This is a genomic window from Sphingomonas leidyi (genome assembly GCF_011761945.1).
GTDB lineage: Bacteria > Pseudomonadota > Alphaproteobacteria > Sphingomonadales > Sphingomonadaceae > Sphingomonas > Sphingomonas leidyi.
The window spans coordinates 572,626-588,445 of record NZ_JAASQV010000001.1 but is presented as its reverse complement, the minus strand read 5'-3'; the positions used below and the strand labels follow the sequence as shown (position 1 = coordinate 588,445).

Annotated in this window: 17 protein-coding genes; 12 read left to right on the top strand and 5 right to left on the bottom strand. The window is 67.4% G+C overall.

What is annotated here, in order from left to right; all coding sequences use genetic code 11:
- Window positions 1–9 precede the first annotated feature (9 nt).
- A complete protein-coding gene (locus FHR20_RS02975; RefSeq protein ID WP_167298147.1) occupies window positions 10–270 on the top strand; it encodes a hypothetical protein in 261 nt (86 codons plus the stop codon).
- Window positions 271–411: 141 nt separating this feature from the next.
- On the opposite strand, the gene dnaA is transcribed toward FHR20_RS02975, so the two are convergent.
- From dnaA to mutM, 3 genes are all read right to left on the bottom strand, one after another.
- Window positions 412–1,776 (bottom strand): chromosomal replication initiator protein DnaA, encoded by a 1,365-nt coding sequence (gene dnaA, locus FHR20_RS02970; RefSeq protein WP_208413378.1) that lies wholly within the window; start codon window positions 1,774–1,776, stop codon window positions 412–414.
- A gap of 458 nt (window positions 1,777–2,234) precedes the next feature.
- Window positions 2,235–2,498, bottom strand: coding sequence for a 30S ribosomal protein S20 (gene rpsT / locus FHR20_RS02965; RefSeq protein WP_086128864.1), 264 nt, complete (start codon window positions 2,496–2,498; stop codon window positions 2,235–2,237).
- A 100-nt stretch (window positions 2,499–2,598) separates the two neighbouring features.
- Window positions 2,599–3,408: a bifunctional DNA-formamidopyrimidine glycosylase/DNA-(apurinic or apyrimidinic site) lyase gene (gene mutM / locus FHR20_RS02960; RefSeq protein ID WP_167298145.1), complete on the bottom strand. Its 810-nt coding sequence runs from the start codon at window positions 3,406–3,408 to the stop codon at window positions 2,599–2,601.
- A 90-nt stretch (window positions 3,409–3,498) separates the two neighbouring features.
- Between mutM and FHR20_RS02955 the strand changes: the two genes are divergently transcribed.
- The 10 genes from FHR20_RS02955 to FHR20_RS02910 all read left to right on the top strand — a co-directional run bounded on the left by FHR20_RS02955 (window position 3,499) and on the right by FHR20_RS02910 (window position 12,956).
- Window positions 3,499–4,254: a class I SAM-dependent methyltransferase gene (locus FHR20_RS02955; RefSeq protein WP_167298144.1), complete on the top strand. Its 756-nt coding sequence runs from the start codon at window positions 3,499–3,501 to the stop codon at window positions 4,252–4,254.
- Window positions 4,255–4,297: 43 nt separating this feature from the next.
- Complete coding sequence (gene ubiB / locus FHR20_RS02950; RefSeq protein WP_167298143.1) at window positions 4,298–5,833, top strand: 2-polyprenylphenol 6-hydroxylase; 1,536 nt, start codon at window positions 4,298–4,300, stop codon at window positions 5,831–5,833.
- On the top strand, window positions 5,830–6,945 hold the full coding sequence (locus tag FHR20_RS02945) for a hypothetical protein (protein ID WP_167298142.1): 1,116 nt from the start codon (window positions 5,830–5,832) through the stop codon (window positions 6,943–6,945). Before ubiB ends, FHR20_RS02945 begins: the two co-directional genes overlap by 4 nt.
- Window positions 6,942–8,123, top strand: a complete 1,182-nt coding sequence (gene coaBC / locus FHR20_RS02940) for a bifunctional phosphopantothenoylcysteine decarboxylase/phosphopantothenate--cysteine ligase CoaBC (protein WP_167298141.1) — start codon at window positions 6,942–6,944, stop codon at window positions 8,121–8,123. Before FHR20_RS02945 ends, coaBC begins: the two co-directional genes overlap by 4 nt.
- The gene (locus FHR20_RS02935; protein ID WP_208413377.1) at window positions 8,113–8,925 is read left to right on the top strand and encodes an alpha/beta hydrolase; all 813 of its coding nucleotides are present in this window, start codon (window positions 8,113–8,115) and stop codon (window positions 8,923–8,925) included. Before coaBC ends, FHR20_RS02935 begins: the two co-directional genes overlap by 11 nt.
- Window positions 8,925–9,371 carry a dUTP diphosphatase gene (gene dut, locus FHR20_RS02930; protein WP_167298140.1) on the top strand — a complete coding sequence of 149 codons (447 nt, stop codon included), beginning with the start codon at window positions 8,925–8,927 and terminating at the stop codon, window positions 9,369–9,371. The genes FHR20_RS02935 and dut overlap by 1 nt, the downstream gene beginning before the upstream one ends.
- Window positions 9,368–9,733: a hypothetical protein gene (locus FHR20_RS02925; protein ID WP_167298139.1), complete on the top strand. Its 366-nt coding sequence runs from the start codon at window positions 9,368–9,370 to the stop codon at window positions 9,731–9,733. Before dut ends, FHR20_RS02925 begins: the two co-directional genes overlap by 4 nt.
- On the top strand, window positions 9,730–10,485 hold the full coding sequence (locus FHR20_RS02920; RefSeq protein WP_167298138.1) for a HesA/MoeB/ThiF family protein: 756 nt from the start codon (window positions 9,730–9,732) through the stop codon (window positions 10,483–10,485). The genes FHR20_RS02925 and FHR20_RS02920 overlap by 4 nt, the downstream gene beginning before the upstream one ends.
- A gap of 67 nt (window positions 10,486–10,552) precedes the next feature.
- On the top strand, window positions 10,553–11,551 hold the full coding sequence (locus FHR20_RS02915) for an NAD-dependent epimerase/dehydratase family protein (protein WP_167298137.1): 999 nt from the start codon (window positions 10,553–10,555) through the stop codon (window positions 11,549–11,551).
- Between the two features lie 58 nt (window positions 11,552–11,609).
- Complete coding sequence (locus FHR20_RS02910) at window positions 11,610–12,956, top strand: nucleotide sugar dehydrogenase (RefSeq protein WP_167298136.1); 1,347 nt, start codon at window positions 11,610–11,612, stop codon at window positions 12,954–12,956.
- Between the two features lie 88 nt (window positions 12,957–13,044).
- On the opposite strand, the gene galU is transcribed toward FHR20_RS02910, so the two are convergent.
- Both galU and FHR20_RS02900 read right to left on the bottom strand, forming a co-directional pair.
- Complete coding sequence (gene galU / locus FHR20_RS02905) at window positions 13,045–13,917, bottom strand: UTP--glucose-1-phosphate uridylyltransferase GalU (protein WP_167298135.1); 873 nt, start codon at window positions 13,915–13,917, stop codon at window positions 13,045–13,047.
- A gap of 85 nt (window positions 13,918–14,002) precedes the next feature.
- On the bottom strand, window positions 14,003–15,049 hold the full coding sequence (locus FHR20_RS02900) for a M48 family metallopeptidase (protein ID WP_167298134.1): 1,047 nt from the start codon (window positions 15,047–15,049) through the stop codon (window positions 14,003–14,005).
- Between the two features lie 430 nt (window positions 15,050–15,479).
- Between FHR20_RS02900 and FHR20_RS02895 the strand changes: the two genes are divergently transcribed.
- Window positions 15,480–15,713 carry a hypothetical protein gene (locus FHR20_RS02895; protein WP_167298133.1) on the top strand — a complete coding sequence of 78 codons (234 nt, stop codon included), beginning with the start codon at window positions 15,480–15,482 and terminating at the stop codon, window positions 15,711–15,713.
- Window positions 15,714–15,820: the final 107 nt, after the last annotated feature.

The window sequence follows — 15,820 nt, the reverse complement described above, 5'->3', positions numbered from 1 at the left end:
GAGGCATCCATGCGCAAGAAGATCGGTTTCCCGCTCTCGCTCGCCGCCGCGGCCGGTTTCCAGGCCGTCCTGGCCCAGCCGCTCCAGGCCCGGCCGGGCTTCGGCGAATGCGACAATCCGCCATCGGTCACCTGCTCCAACTATCAGGCCCGGGGTTTCTCCAGCCATGGCGACTGCGTGACATACTACAGCGACTATTGCCCCTTGCTCGAGAGCGGCAATGGCGGCTGCGTCTATGATCCGCGGATCGGCCAGACCATCTGCTGGTAACCGTTATGTCTAGACAAAAAGGCCGGACCCGCCTGGGCCCGGCCTTTCTGTTGATCAGGGTGGAGGCGTGACCGATTCGCGTTGCCCCGCTCTCAGCTCCTCCACCCCGCCCGCCCCTGAAAGAGGCGGGAATATAGCTCCCTAGCCCTCCAGCGTGCGCATCAGCGTGCGCACCGCAGTGTCGATCTCCACATCCTTGCCGCGCAGTTCCTCGATGCGCTTCACGGCATGGATCACCGTCGAATGGTCGCGATTGCCGAACTTGCGGCCGATCTCGGGCAGCGAGCGCGTGGTCAGGCGCTTGGCCAGGTACATCGCGATCTGGCGCGGCCGGGCGATCGCCACGGCGCGGCGCTCGGAGATCAGGTCGATCTGCTTCACTTCGAAATGCGCCGAGACCGCGCGCTGGATCTCGTCGATCGTGATGCGGCGCTGGGCCGAGCGCAGCACTTCGCCGAGCACGTTGGTCGCGAAGTCGATCGTGATCACTTCGCCGTTCAGCTGGGCATAGGCGACCAGGCGATTGAGCGCGCCCTCGAGCTCGCGGACATTGGTGGTGATCCGCGCGGCGAGCAGGTCCATGACCTCATGCGGCATCGTCACCGCCGGCATGTCCTGAAGCTTGCGGCCTACGATCGCCCGGCGCAGCTCCAGCTCGGCCGGCTTGATGTCCGCCACCAGGCCCGAGGCCAGCCTGCCGGCCAGCCGCGGCTCGAAGCCCTCCAGGGCCTGCGGCGCGCGATCGGCCGCAATCACCAGCCGCTTGCCCGAGGACATGAACTCGTTGACGGTGTGGAAGAACTCCTGCTGCGTCGCGTCCTTGCCGCCGATGAACTGCAGATCGTCGATCATCAGCAGGTCGACCGAGCGCAGCCGCGCCTTGAAGGCATGCGTGTCCTTGTTGCGCAGGGCCTGGACGAACTCGAACATGAAGCGCTCGGCGGTCACGTAGATCGCGGTCGCTTCCGGATTCGCCTCGAGGAACGCATGGCCGATCGCGTGCATCAGGTGCGTCTTGCCCTGGCCCGTGCCGGCATGGAGATAGAGCGGGCTGAAGCGCGGCGCCCCCGGCTCGGCCATCGCCTTGGCCGCGTTGCACGCCACGCGATTCGTCGCGTCGATCACGAAGCGATCGAAAGTGAAGCGCACGTCGAACTGCGGGCGCTCGGCCGGCGAGGCAGTGGCAGCCGCGACGGGGGCCGAATCGGCCGCCACGGGCGCGGACGCCGTGCTCAGAACGCGCTTCGGCTCCTCCGCCAGCGTTTCGATCGATACGTTGCGCACCGCCGGAATCTGGCCGCGGAACTCGAGCAGCAGCCGCTCCGCATAGTGATTCTTCACCCACTGGGTCATGAACGCCGAGGGCAGGCCCAGACGCACCACCTCGGCATTGCTGCCTTCGATCAGGACGACCGGCTTGAGCCACTGGTCGAACAGGCGCTGGCCCGCAGAGCGACGCAGGTTCGCGCGCACATGCGACCAAGCCTTGGCAACCGCAGCTTCCATTCCGTCCCGTTCCAAGGCCTGCACCTGAGTCACCCTGACGCACCCCTCCTTCGCGGGAAGCAGCCGCTTCCCGTGCGCTAATTCGCTCCGACATGAGGCCCTTCGACACCGGACATCCCCGGTCCCTGTGCGACGGGCTTCGCTAAATGCCCCGGCGAGAACTCGCCTGGGAGGTCTGTTTTAGGAACCCCTTTCTGAGTCGATCAAGGGGGTCGGGTGTAAAGATACTGAAATAGTTTTGTTGACTCGCCGTAACCCGCGGAAAACCGTGGGGGCAACCTTACAAACTACTGAAAAGCTTGGCTTCTGCGAATTATTGCAAACCAAAGACACTGCGACTCGCGCGAATCTCAGGGTTCCATGGGCCAGCCTTGATTCGTTCCGCAAACCTTTGTCAGACACGACAAAAACCCCGCGGAACCGGGGTCCCGCGGGGTTTTATTACGAAAAAATTACGATTACGCCAGCGCTTCGACGCGCTTGTTGAGACGCGCGAACTTGCGCGAGGCGGTGTTCTTGTGAAGCACGCCCTTGGCGACGCCGCGCGCCATTTCCGGCTGCGCAGCGGCGAGCGCGGCAGCGGCCGCCGCCTTGTCGCCGGCCTCGAGGGCCGACTCGACCTTCTTCACGAAGGTGCGGATACGGCTCACGCGGGTGCCGTTGATCTCCGCGCGGCGCGCATTGCGCCGGATACGCTTCTTCGCTTGCGGCGTATTCGCCATGCCGTCTCGTTCCTAGCTCGAAATGTTTAGGGCGCGGGGAACATGCCTCCACGCCCGGAAAGACGGGCCCCTTAGCGCCACCGGCGATTCGGGTCAACCGTTACGACTGGCATTTCGGGCACCAGAAGGTGGAACGCCCCGAATCCACGCGCCGCTCGACCGGCCCTCCGCACGCACACGCCTCTCCTTCCCGGCCATAGACTTGCCATTGCTTGGCGAAATAGCCCAGTTCGCCATCAGGCCTGGCATAGTCGCGGATCGTGGAGCCGCCGGCGCTGATCGCGCCTTCCAGCACCGCGCGAATCGCGGCGGCCAGCTTCTCCAGCCGCGCCTTCGGGATCGAACCGCCCTCGCGCATGGGCGCGATGCCGGCGATGTAGAGCGCTTCGCACACATAGATGTTGCCCAGCCCCGCCACCGTGCGCTGGTCGAGCAGCAGGGCCTTCACCGGAGCGACGCGGTCCTTGAACAGGCGCGCCAGGTGCCCGGCATCGAAGTCCGGCCCCAACGGCTCCGGCCCCAGTGCCGCGAAGGGAGCCCAGGCCGGCACTTCCGCCGTCGGCACCAGGTCGACCGAGCCGAAACGCCGCGGATCGTTCAGCGCCAGGCGATGATGCTGCGTCTCCAGCACCAGGTGATCATGCTTGCCGATCTCCCCGGGGTCGATTCGCCAGCGCCCGGACATGCCGAGATGGAAGATCAGCGTGTCGCCGCGATTCGTCTCGATCAGCCCATATTTGGCGCGCCGCCCCAGCCCGGTGACGGTCGCCCCGGTCAGCCGCTGGCCGAGCCCCTCGGGAAACGGCCGGCGCAGATCGCCGCGGTGCAGCGTGAGGCGGGTGATCGTCTCGCCCTTGAGCACGGGCTCCAGGCCGCGGACGGTAGTCTCTACTTCGGGCAGTTCCGGCATGGCCCCATCGTATCGTCCCCGTCATTCCGGCGAAAGCCGCGATGACGCTAGGGCTTTAACCCGGCCATGCACCTCGCTAGAGCCCCTGGCATGACCGACACCGTCTCCTTCGGCTACGAGGACGTGGCCCCCGAGGAAAAGACCCGCCGCGTCGGCGAAGTCTTCTCCAGCGTCGCTTCGAAATACGACCTGATGAACGACGCCATGTCGGGCGGCCTCCATCGCCTGTGGAAGGACAAGTTCGTCCGCCGCGTGAAGCCGCGCGCGGGCGAACACATCCTCGACATGGCCGGCGGCACCGGCGACATCGCCTTCCGCATGGCGCGCTCCGGCGCCTCGATCACGGTGGCGGACATCAATCCCGAGATGCTCGCCGTCGGCATTGAGCGCGCCGCCGAACGCGGGATCGCCAGCGGGCGCGAGCCCGACGCCGGCAGCCTGGTATGGAGCGAGGCCAATGCCGAGCAGCTGCAATGGCCCGACCGGTTCTTCGATGCCTATACCATCGCCTTCGGCATCCGGAACGTGACCGACATCCCCAGGGCGCTCCGCGAGGCGCACCGCGTGCTGAAGCGCGGCGGCCGGCTGTTCGTGCTGGAATTCTCCACCACCCAGTGGCCGGGCTTCGCCGAAGCGTACGACGCCTATTCGCACCATCTCGTCCCCAGGCTGGGCCAGTTGCTCGCGGGCGATGCGGACAGCTATCGCTATCTGGTCGAATCGATCCGCCGCTTCCCGCCCATGCCCGAGTTCGAGCGGATGATCCGCGAGGCCGGCTTCACCCAGACCAAGGTCGAGCCGCTGCTCGGCGGCCTGGTCGCGATCCATTCGGGCTGGAAGATTTGAAGCCAGTGCCTTTCCCCGATTTCCGTCATCCCGGCAATTCCGGATGACCGCACCCGCCGTCCATCTCTGGCGCCTGCTCAAATGGGGTCGCATCCTTGCGCGCCACGGCGCGCTGCGCGGGATCGAGCGCGATCCCAACACGCCCAGGCCGGTCCGCCGGATCGCCCGGATCGCCCGCTTCGGCGCGCGCGTGCCCCAGGTGCCGCGCTATGCCGATGCCTTCCAGGCGATCGGCCCGGCGGCGATCAAGCTCGGCCAGACGCTCGCCACTCGCCCCGACCTGGTCGGCGACGAGGCCGCCCACGACCTGCTCCGCCTGCAGGACGCGCTGCCGCCCCTGCCGTTCCCGGTGATCCGCCAGCGGATCGAGGGCAGCTTCGGCCGTCCGCTCGAGACCTTCTTCGCCGCGTTCGACGAGACGCCGATCGGGGCCGCCTCGATCGCACAGGTCCACCGCGCGGTCACCGCCGATGGCCGCCAGGTCGCGGTGAAGGTGCTGCGCCCGGGGATCGAGGCCGAGTTCGCCAAGGCGATCGACACCTATGAATGGGCTGCCGCCCAGGTCGAGAGCATGGGCGGCGAGGCGTCGCGCCTGCGCCCCCGCCTCGTCATCGAGACCTTCAAGCGCTGGACCGCGCGCGAGCTCGATCTGCGCCGCGAAGCCGCCTCCGCCTCGGAGCTGGCCGAGGGCATGCAGGCCGAGCCCGATTTCATGGTCCCGCAGATCGACTGGCAGCGCACCACCGGCAAGGTGCTGACGCTCGAATGGATCGACGGCATCAAGCTCTCGCATCGCGACCGGATCGTCGCTGCGGGGCATGATCCGAGCGTCCTCGCCGGCCGGCTGATCCGCGCCTTCCTGCGCCAGGCGATCGCCGAGGGCTTCTTCCATGCCGACATGCATCAGGGGAACCTCTTCGCGCTCCCCGACGGCCGCATCGCCGCGATCGACTTCGGCATCATGGGCCGGATCGACCGGCGCGCCCGGGTCTGGCTCGCCGAGATCCTCTACGGACTGATCACCGGCAACTACAAGCGCGTCGCCGAGATCCATTTCGAGGCGGGCTATGTGCCCCCGCACCACAATGTCGCCGAGTTCGCCACGGCGCTGCGCGCGGTCGGCGAGCCGATGCGCGGCCTGCCGGTCAAGGACATGTCGATGGGCGCGATGCTCGACGGCCTGTTCTCGATCACCCGCGACTTCGACATGCAGACCCAGCCCCACCTCCTGCTGCTCCAGAAGACGATGGTGATGGTCGAGGGCGTGGCGCGGACGCTCGATCCCGACATCAACCTGTGGGACGTATCGGCACCGTTCGTGCGCGAATGGATCCGCACCGAGCTGGGCCCGGAGGCCAAGATCGCCGACCGGCTGGTCGAGGATATCCGCACCCTCGCCCGCCTGCCCGACCTGATCCGCAACATCGAGCGGCGCTTCCCGGCACCCGGCGGCGCGCCGCCAGCGCCGCCGCTCCGCGAGATCGAGCGCATCCGCGTGGTCGGCGGCTGGCGCTATGCCGCGGTGGCCGTGCTCTCCGGCGCGGTGGGCGCGGCAATCATGATGTACCTGCTCTCGTGAAGCTGCCCGCGATCCGCTGGCTGGCCGAGCCGACGCGCTTCGCCGCGCTCGGCCGTTCCCGCGCCCGGATCGCGCTGGGCGTGCTCGGCCTGTTCCTGCTGCTCTCGCTGACCGCCCTGGTCACCGTCGGCCCGCCCCCGGTGAGCGGCGACCCTGCGAAGCGCGCCGACGACCAGAGCGACGTGGTTCTCTATGAGAGCATCGTCGCGGGCGTGCGCCATGGCGGCGGCTATTACGAAGTCGCCGCCGACGCGCTTCGCGCCGGCAATTATCCGCTGCGTCCCTTCGTCACCTTCCGCCTGCCGGGCCTGGCGATGGTCCAGGCGCATCTTCCCCGCCTGGCGACGATGGGCCTGCTCTATCTGCTGGTCGCGTCGGTCTTCACCGTCTGGGGCATGAAGCTACGCAGCGGGATGACGCGCTGGCCACCGGTGGCGATCGGCCTCGCCCTGCTCGCCGCCGGGCTGATGGCGTTCGTCCAGCCCGATCTCTGGGCGTTCCACGAGATCTGGGCGGGGCTGCTCGTCGCCCTTTCGCTCGGCATCTACCGGCCGAACCGCTGGATCGAGGCAGTGGCGATCGCATTGCTCGCCATGCTGATCCGCGAGACCGCCGCGCTGTTCGCGCTGGTCATGCTCGCTGCCGCCTGGTTCGAGGGCCAGAAGCGAGAGGCGATCGGCTGGGGCGTGGCGCTCGCCTGCCTCGCCCTCGCGCTCGGCTTCCATGCCTGGGCGGTCGGCCAGGTCACCACCGCCACCGATCCTGCCTCGCCGGGCTGGGCGGGGCTGCATGGCTATGGCTTCTTCGCCAAGTCGGTGGTGCTCTCCACGGCGCTCCGGCTCCTCCCGATGGCGCTGGGAGCGCTGCTCTTCACGCTGGCGCTGTTCGGCTGGATCGGCTGGAAGGACCCGGTTGCGGCGCGCGTCGCCGGCACGCTCGCCGCCTTCGGGCTGGCGATCGCCCTGTTCGCGCGGCCGGACACTTTCTATTGGGCCTTGATGATAGCGCCGCTCTCGCTGGTCGGACTCGCCTTCGCGCCCGACGGCCTGCGCGACCTGTTCCGCCAGGCGCTCGACAGGCGCCGCATCACCGTGACAAAGGTGGTTCGATGACTCAGCGCATCCTCCTCATCGTCGGTGGCGGCATCGCGGCCTACAAGGCGTGCGAGCTGATCCGCCTGTGCCGCAAGGCCGGGATCGCGGTGAAATGCGTGCTAACCGCCGGCGGGCAGCATTTCGTCACGCCGATGACGCTGGCGGCGCTTAGCGAAAACCAGGTCTACACCACGCTCTGGGACCTCAAGGACGAGGCCGAGATGGGCCATATCCAGCTGAGCCGCGAAGCGGACCTGGTCGTGGTCGCGCCTGCCACCGCCGACCTGATGGCGAAGATGGCCGCCGGCATCGCCGACGATCTCGCCACCACCTTGCTGCTCGCCACCGACAAGCCGGTGCTCGCCGCGCCGGCGATGAACGTGCGGATGTGGCAGCACGCCGCCACCCGCCGCAACGTCGCCACCCTGCGCGGCGATGGCGTGACGGTGCTCGAGCCCGACGAAGGGCCGATGGCCTGCGGCGAGTACGGCCCCGGCCGCCTGCCCGAGCCCGCGGCGATCCTCGCCGCGATCCAGCGCCATTTCGGCGGCGGCACCGGCGGCAGGCTCGCCGGCAAGCACATCCTTGTCACCGCCGGCCCCACCCATGAGCCGATCGATCCGGTGCGCTACATCGCCAATCGCTCCTCGGGGAAGCAGGGCTATGCCATTGCCGGGGCGCTCGCCGCCCTGGGCGCGCGAGTCACGCTCGTCTCGGGCCCCGTCGCCCTTGCCACGCCGCCGGGCGTCTCCCGCATCGATGTCGAGACCGCGCAGGACATGGCCAATGCCGTCGCCCGGGCATTGCCCGCTGATGCCGCGGTGATGGTCGCGGCGGTGGGCGACTGGCGCACCGATGCCGCCGGCCAGAAGATCAAGAAGGAAGGCGGCGCCCCGCCCAGCCTCCAGCTTTCCGAGAACCCCGACATCCTCGCCATGCTCGCCGCCAGCCCGCGCCGGCCGGCGCTGGTCGTGGGATTCGCCGCGGAAACGGAGCGTGTCGTCGAACATGCCACCGCGAAACGGGCTCGCAAGGGCGCGGACTGGATTGTCGCCAACGATGTTTCGGGCGATGTGATGGGCGGTGAAGCCAATGCCATCCATCTCGTCACCGCCGACGGTGTCGAACATTGGGAAAGACTGCCCAAGGACGAAGTCGCCCGCCGGCTCGCGCAGCGTATCGCCGATGCGCTCTAGCCTCGCGCTGCTGCTCTGTGCGGGCCTTGCCGCCTGCAGCATGCCGGCCACGCGCCCGGATGCACCCGCCGGCCCGCCGGGCACGGGCCTCTACACCCAGAGCTTCGGCAACACCCCGGCGCGCCAGGTGCGCACATTGATCGTCGTCCTGCACGGCGACGCCCCCGCCACCAAGCCCGACTATCACTATGCCTTTGCCCGCGCCGCCGCCGACGCGGTGCCGAACAGCATCGCGGTCGCCCTGCTCCGCCCCGGCTATGAGGATCCGCAGGGCCATCGCTCCCCGGGCGAGCGCGGCCAGACCACCGGCGACAACTACACGCCCGATCGCATCGCCGCCGTGGCCGAGACGATCCGCCATCTCCAGCATCGCTACGGGCAGGCCCGCACCGTGCTGGTCGGCCATTCCGGCGGCGCGGCGATCGCGGCCGACCTCGCCGCCACCTGGCCGCACCTGGTCGACGGCATCGTCCTCGTCTCCTGCCCCTGCGCCCTTCCGGAATGGCGCAAGCACATGAAGACCGTGGCGCCGACGCCGCTCTGGGATGCGCCGGTCGACAGCCTCGATCCGGTGAAGCTCGTGGGCGGCATGCCGCCCAGCCTGCGCGCCGCGGTGCTGGTGGGCGGCGACGACAAGACCACGCCGCTCCGCTTCTCGCGCCTCTATGCCGAAGCGCTGTCGCTGCGCGGGATCGCCACCGATTTCCGCATCATCCCCGGCAAGGGCCATGAGCTGCTCGGCGATCCCGAAGTGATTTCCGCGCTCCAGCGCCTCGCCGCCGCCCTTCCAGGAAAGTCTTGATGCTCGCTCCGATCCGTATCGCTCTCCAACGCCTGCCGCACGGAACGGACCTGCCGCACCCCACCTATGCCACGGCGGGCGCAGCCGGGATGGACGTGGTCGCGGCCGAGGACGTGGTGCTGGCTCCCGGCGCGCGCCATGCGGTAGCGACCGGCTTCGCCATGGCGATCCCGCCGGGCTATGAAGTCCAGGTCCGGCCGCGCTCCGGCCTCGCGCTCAAGCACGGCATCACCTGCCTGAACACGCCTGGCACGATCGACAGCGACTATCGCGGCGAGGTTAAGGTGATCCTCGCCAATCTCGGTGACGCGCCGTTCACCGTCGCGCGCGGAGACCGTATTGCACAGCTCGTGCCCGCACCGGTCCAGCATGCGGAGCTCGAGGAGGTGAGGACGCTCGACGAAACGGCGCGCGGCATCGGGGGCTTCGGATCGACGGGCACGTGATCGGATCGGTTATTCTCGCAGCGGCGCTCCAGGCGGCGCCGATCGATTGGGACGCGCTGCCGCCCCTGCCCTGGCGCACGCCTCCGGTCCTCACGCCGGACATGCAGGGCTTCGTCCAGCGCGAAGTGAAGCTGCGCAAATGCACCACGGCCAAGCCGGGCACGCTCGAAGTCTCGGTCGCGGTGCTGGTCGATGAGAATGGCGCGATCCGCACCACCGTGCCGCGCGCGATCGCCTGCCCCTCGGTCGAGCAATATGCCGCGGCCCTCGCGGCGGGCTTCGCCCGGGGCAACCTGCTCCCGCGCCCCGGCGCGAGCGAGCAATGGTACAGCACGACCCTCACCTTCACCCTGCCGCAATGAACCTCTCCGACGCGGAGCTGGAACGCTATGCCCGCCACATCGTGCTGCGCGAGATCGGCGGCGGCGGACAGGTGCGCCTGAAGGCGGCGCGGGTGCTGGTGATCGGCGCAGGCGGGATCGGCTCGCCGGCGATCGAATATCTGGCGGCTGCCGGCATCGGCACGCTCGGCGCGATCGACGACGACCAGGTCTCCCTCTCCAACCTCCAGCGCCAGACGCTCTACGCCACCACGGACCTGGACCGCCCCAAGGTGGAGGCCGCGCGCGCCCGGGTCGCCGCGCTGAACCCGGAAGTGACGTTCACCGGCTTCCGGCAACGGATCGACGCGCGCAATGCCGACGCGCTGATCGCCGCGTTCCATCCGGACGTCGTCCTCGATGGCTGCGACAATTTCGCCACTCGCCTCGCCGTTGCCGATGCGTGCCTTCGCCACCGCGTCCCGCTCGTCTCGGCCGCGGTATCGGAGTTCGAGGGGCAGCTCGGCGTCTTCCGCGGCTGGGAAGCGGACAAGCCCTGCTATCGCTGCTTCGTCGGCCATGATCCCGAGCGGCCGGGCATCAGCTGTGCCGAACAGGGCGTACTCGGCGCGCTCACCGGCGTGATGGGCAGCCTTGCCGCACTGGAGGCGATCCGCGCCGTCGCCCCCTTTGGCGAGGATCCTGCCGGCAAGCTGCTGCTGGTCGATGCGCTCGCCTTCCGGTTCCGAGCGCTGACCTTGCCCAAGGATCCCGGTTGCCCGGTTTGCGGATGACGATCCGGGAGAAACCGCAAGAGAGAGAAACTGGACTTCACGGCGGCCTTGAGGCACCTGCCGCCCCATGACCCGCGTCCTCGTCACCGGCTCGGCCGGCTTCATCGGCTTCCACACGGCCAGCAAGCTGCTCCAGCGCGGTGCGACCGTGCTCGGCGTCGACAATTTCAGCGACTATTACGACCCAGCGCTCAAGGAAGCGCGCAACGACATTCTGTCGAACCATCCCAACTTCAAGGTCGCCCGGGTCTCGATCGACGACATGGAAGCATTCGGCGCCGCCTGGGCCGAGTTCCAGCCGGACGTGGTGATCCACCTCGCCGCGCAGGCCGGCGTGCGCTACTCGATCGACGCGCCCGAAAGCTATGTCGCCGCCAACCTGATCGGCACGTTCAACGTGCTCGAGCTGGCGCGCCGCCATGCCACGAAGCACCTGCTCGCCGCTTCCACCAGCTCGGTCTATGGCGCGAACACCGACATGCCGTTCACCGAGACGCAGCGGACGGCCACGCCCCTGAGCTTCTATGCCGCCACCAAGGGCGCGACCGAGCTGATGGGGCACAGCTACGCGCATCTCTACAAGGTCCCGACGACCTTCTTCCGCTTCTTCACGGTCTATGGCCCATGGGGGCGGCCGGACATGGCATTGTTCAAGTTCACCCGGGGCATCCTGGCCGGCGAACCGATCGACATCTACAATAATGGCCAGATGGTCCGCGACTTCACCTATGTCGACGACCTGGCCGAATCGATCGTCAAGCTCACCGAGGCAGTTCCCGGCACCGTGCCCGTCGAGGGCGACAGCCTGTCCCCCGTCGCGCCCTTCCGCACCGTCAACATCGGCGCGGGCCGGCAGACCCAGCTGATGGACTATATCGGCGAGATCGAGCGCGCGCTGGGCAAGCAAGCCATCAAGAACTTCATGCCGATGCAGCAGGGCGACGTGCCGGCGACGGAGGCCAGCTCGGCCCTGCTCAAGGCGCTTACCGGCTATGCGCCCGCTACCCCCCCGAGCGCGGGCGTGCCCGCCTTCATCGATTGGTATCTGGCGCATTATCGAAACTGAAACCCCTGTTCCGGCATGAAGGCGCGAAAGCGTACTTCCACCGTTATGGGGTTTCCCGATGAGCATCGAATGGCCCGCGCACGGGCTCAAGCTTCAGGCGCGGATCGAAGGCGGCACGGCGATCATCGGCGTGATCGGCATGGGCTATGTCGGCCTGCCTCTCGCCGTGGCATTCGGTGAAGCCGGTTGCCCCGTCCTCGCCTTCGACGTCGACCAGGCCAAGATCGACGCGCTCGAAGCCGGCGAAAGCTATATCAAGCATATCGACGCCGCGCGCATCGCGCCGCTGGTGAAGACCGAGAAGCTCAGGGCCACCGCCGATCTCGCCCGGCTGGGCGAGGCGGACGTGGTGCTGATCTGCGTTCCCACCCCGCTCACCCGCCATCTCGAACCCGACCTGAAATATGTCGAGAGCACGACCCGCGCGATCGCGAAGACGCTGCGCCGCGGCCAGCTCGTCATCCTCGAATCCACCACCTATCCCGGCACCACCGCCGAAGTGATGCAGCCGATCCTGGAGGAAGCCGGCCTCGTCGCCGGCAAGGATTTCTTCCTCGCCTATTCGCCCGAGCGCGAGGACCCCGGCAATCCCACCTATTCCACCACCAAGATCCCGAAGGTGGTCGGCGCCGACGACGGCGTCTCCGCCACCCTCGCGCTTTCGGTCTATCGCCACATCGTCCCCCAGGCGATCCAGGTCTCGTCCGCCGCGACGGCGGAAGCGGTGAAGATCACCGAGAATGTGTTCCGCGCCGTCAACATCGCGCTGGTCAACGAGCTCAAGCTCATCTTCACCGCGATGGACATCGACGTGTGGGAAGTGATCGACGCGGCGAAATCCAAGCCGTTCGGCTTCATGCCCTTCTATCCCGGCCCGGGCCTGGGCGGGCACTGCATCCCGATCGACCCCTTCTACCTCACCTGGAAGGCACGCGAGTACAACCAGCATACCAAGTTCATCGAGCTGGCCGGCCAGATCAACGCCGACATGCCGCAGCACGTCGTCCGCGTCCTTGCCGACACGATGGATGCGCGGTTCGGCCGGGGCCTGCGCGGCGCGCGCATCCTGGTATTGGGCGTGGCCTACAAGAAGAATGTCGAGGATATCCGCGAGAGCCCCTCGCTCCGCCTGATGGAGATGATCGAGGCACGGGGCGCCACTGCCGATTTCCACGATCCGCATGTCGCCCAGATCGACAACACCCGCGAGCATCCGACGCTCAACTTCCGCCACGGGGTGGCATGGGACGAGGCGGAGATCGCGAGCTATGACGCGGTGCTGATCGCCACCGATCACGACGCGGTCGACTATGCCGGCCTGGCCGGGGCCGCGAAGCTGATCATCGACACGCGCAACGCCTGCGGCAAGGCCGGCATTGTATCGGACAAGGTGGTCCGGGCATGATGCCAGGCGGCGGCTTCGCACCATGGCCCCACGGCACCATGTTCTGAAGGATCGCGCTTCGTGTCTTCCGTGCCGCGCGCGCCGCGGCTCAACCGGGGCAGCGGCTGGCCATGAATTCGCGGATCGCCGGGGCGATGTCGTCCCGCTCCAGCGCCACGGCGATGTTCGCCTGGATGAAGCCGGCCTTGTCGCCGCAATCATAGCGCGTCCCGTCGAAGGTAACGCCGTGGAAGCGTTGGCCACCGATCATCTGGGCCATCGCGTCGGTCAGCTGGATCTCGCCGCCGGCGCCCTTGCCCTGCTTCTCGAGCACCCGCATCACTTCAGGCTGCAGGATGTAGCGGCCGATCACCGAAAGGTTCGACGGCGCCGTGCCCGGTGCCGGCTTCTCGACCAGGCCCTTCACTTCGGTCAGCGCCCCCTTCTGCGCGCCCGGCGTGATGATGCCGTAGCGGTGTGTCTGGTCGTCGGGCACGATCTCGGCGCAGATCAGGTTGCCGCCCACCTGGTTGTATGCATCGACCATCTGCTTCAGGCAGCCCGGATTGCCGAGCATGAAATCGTCGGCCAGCAACACCGCGAACGGCTCGTCCCCCACGATGTCGCGCGCGCACCAGACGGCATGGCCCAGGCCCATCGGCTCCTGCTGGCGCACATAGGCGACGGCGCCGGGCTTCAGCCGGGTCGCGTCGAGAATCTCGAGCGACTTGCCGCGCGCCGACATCGTCGTCTCCAGCTCATAGGCGATATCGAAATGGTCCTCGATCGCGCTCTTGCCGCGGCCGGTGACGAAGATCATCTGCTCGATGCCGGCTTCCAGCGCCTCGTCGACTGCATATTGGATCAGCGGGCGATCGACCACGGGCAGCATCTCCTTGGGCATCGCCTTGGTGGCGGGCAGGAAACGCGTCCCCAGGCCGCCGACGGGAAACACGGCCTTGCGCAACGGCTTGATGGTCATTCGAGAAACGCCTCTTTGGGTCAATCGGGCGCCCATAACGGTGGGTAAGCCGTTTCGCAATTAGGCCCGAACGAGGCAAGCCCGATCAACGGTGACGGATCAGGATCGACTGCCAATCGCCATCGAGCGGCCGGCCGCGCTCGGTGATCACCGCCGGCACCAGAGGCCGGGACGAGAGCGTCTCGACCTTCGCGGCTTCCGCCTCGAGCGTTGCCACGCGGTCGCGCCAGGCGGGATGCGAGCGGCTGCGCAGGATGCCGCCCGCCTTGCTCGGCCCGAAACGCTCCCAGAACGCCACGCCGGCGCGGGCTGGATAGTTGGCATTGGCCAGCAGATAGACCGAGAGGAGATCGGCCTGCACTTCGGTTTGCCGGAAATACTTCACATTGGCGCCGAAGCCGGCGAGCAGCCCGTAATCGACGCCCCGTGCCTCCAGTCGGTCACGATGGTGGAGAATGTTGTGCGCGAACTCGTGCGCTATCACGGCGGCAAGCTGGCTGTCCGGATAGTCGTCGAGGAAGCCGGACCCGATCTGAACCATCGCCCCATCCGCCGACGCGTCAAAGCCTCCGTCGAGATCCAGTTCGAAGCGCGACTTGCAGACGCGCATCGGCTGCAGCGTGAGATGGATCGGTGTTCCGGCCCGAATTGCATCCACTTCGATCCGCGCTTCGGGCGGCAAGGCGCCGATCCCCAATTGCGCCGCGACAAGCCGATCGGTTGTGCCGGGCCTACCGGGGAGTTCCGCAATTCGGACCGAGCCGATTCGCACTAGCGAATCGTCCGCCCGCAGTCCCGCCCTCTCCGCCGGGCCGCCAACGAGCACGCCCTCCACCGCAACCGGGGTCGCAAAGCCGAAATATGCGCGCGCCGCCTCGCGCCTGCCCGAATCGAACTGATCGAGCGTATGGAGCTGCAGGCCGATGCCCGCCTCCGTCCGGTCGCAGAGCGCAGCATTCGCCGTCGCAAGCCTCCAGCCAATGGCCGCGACCCGTAGGTCGGCGGCGCGGACCGCCTCGAACAAGGCAGTGTCGTCGGCGCGAGCCAAAGCTCCAGACGCGCCGGGAAAGGCGCAGGCAACAGCCAGCAGAAGGCCGGTGGCACGGGTAGCGCAGTCAAGAAAACGAGACATCATGTGCCCCTTCTAAGACTTCATCGTGCAGGCGCAAAACCCCCTTGCCGTATCGCCTCGCTTCGCCAGCGAACCCGCACAAATTCCATACTTCTTTTGCGGTGCACCTGCGCGCTACCGGCATCGACGCAACAAAATTGACACAAAATATCCTATCTAACCATCACAAAAGAAGCGCAAATCGCCGAAGAGACTTCATTAACCCCCTTGGCGATATTGACGCACTGCGTTAAGGACGCTCCCGTAACCACTCGAAGCGGGTCGCCTGAGTGTGAAAAGAAGCCTGGAGCAACCGGGCCTGTGTTGCTAATGGGCCACGTCGGGAGGCATCTCGTCGCGGCCAAAGTTTAGAGGTGTTGCGACTGAGCAGGTCCTGTGCCATAGGTCTGCCTGACGAGAGCACCAGAGCTCGAAAGAGGGAGAAAATAGAGTGTTCACTAAGCTTCTTACGGCTGCCGCTATCGCGTCGATGGCGACCGCTCCTGTCCTGGCTGCCCCGACGAGCGCGTCGAAGCTGTCGCTGTCGGGTGTTCGCACCGCGACCGTCAGCAAGAAGAAGAGCGATCTGGCCCCGGCGGTCCTGATCGGCGTTCTCGCGACCGTGGCGATCATCGGCGGCGCGGTTATCCTCGCCGACAGCGACGACAAGCCCAACAGCCCGTAGTCTCTATCGAGATTACCGAGTTTAGGAGTGGCGGCTTAACGGCCGCCACTCTTTTATGTTCTTTCGCCGCGCGCTATCTCAGCGACCGTCGGCAACTTGGCGATTGT

What these genes read in the sequence shown, in the direction of transcription:
- FHR20_RS02975 (WP_167298147.1), top strand. Translation starts at nt 10, where the DNA reads ATGCGCAAGAAGATCGGTTTCCCGCTCTCGCTCGCCGCCGCGGCCGGT.
- dnaA (WP_208413378.1), bottom strand. Translation starts at nt 1,776, where the DNA reads ATGGAAGCTGCGGTTGCCAAGGCTTGGTCGCATGTGCGCGCGAACCTG.
- rpsT (WP_086128864.1), bottom strand. Translation starts at nt 2,498, where the DNA reads ATGGCGAATACGCCGCAAGCGAAGAAGCGTATCCGGCGCAATGCGCGC.
- mutM (WP_167298145.1), bottom strand. Translation starts at nt 3,408, where the DNA reads ATGCCGGAACTGCCCGAAGTAGAGACTACCGTCCGCGGCCTGGAGCCC.
- FHR20_RS02955 (WP_167298144.1), top strand. Translation starts at nt 3,499, where the DNA reads ATGACCGACACCGTCTCCTTCGGCTACGAGGACGTGGCCCCCGAGGAA.
- ubiB (WP_167298143.1), top strand. Translation starts at nt 4,298, where the DNA reads ATGACCGCACCCGCCGTCCATCTCTGGCGCCTGCTCAAATGGGGTCGC.
- coaBC (WP_167298141.1), top strand. Translation starts at nt 6,942, where the DNA reads ATGACTCAGCGCATCCTCCTCATCGTCGGTGGCGGCATCGCGGCCTAC.
- FHR20_RS02935 (WP_208413377.1), top strand. Translation starts at nt 8,113, where the DNA reads ATGCGCTCTAGCCTCGCGCTGCTGCTCTGTGCGGGCCTTGCCGCCTGC.
- dut (WP_167298140.1), top strand. Translation starts at nt 8,925, where the DNA reads ATGCTCGCTCCGATCCGTATCGCTCTCCAACGCCTGCCGCACGGAACG.
- FHR20_RS02920 (WP_167298138.1), top strand. Translation starts at nt 9,730, where the DNA reads ATGAACCTCTCCGACGCGGAGCTGGAACGCTATGCCCGCCACATCGTG.
- FHR20_RS02915 (WP_167298137.1), top strand. Translation starts at nt 10,553, where the DNA reads ATGACCCGCGTCCTCGTCACCGGCTCGGCCGGCTTCATCGGCTTCCAC.
- FHR20_RS02910 (WP_167298136.1), top strand. Translation starts at nt 11,610, where the DNA reads ATGAGCATCGAATGGCCCGCGCACGGGCTCAAGCTTCAGGCGCGGATC.
- galU (WP_167298135.1), bottom strand. Translation starts at nt 13,917, where the DNA reads ATGACCATCAAGCCGTTGCGCAAGGCCGTGTTTCCCGTCGGCGGCCTG.
- FHR20_RS02900 (WP_167298134.1), bottom strand. Translation starts at nt 15,049, where the DNA reads ATGTCTCGTTTTCTTGACTGCGCTACCCGTGCCACCGGCCTTCTGCTG.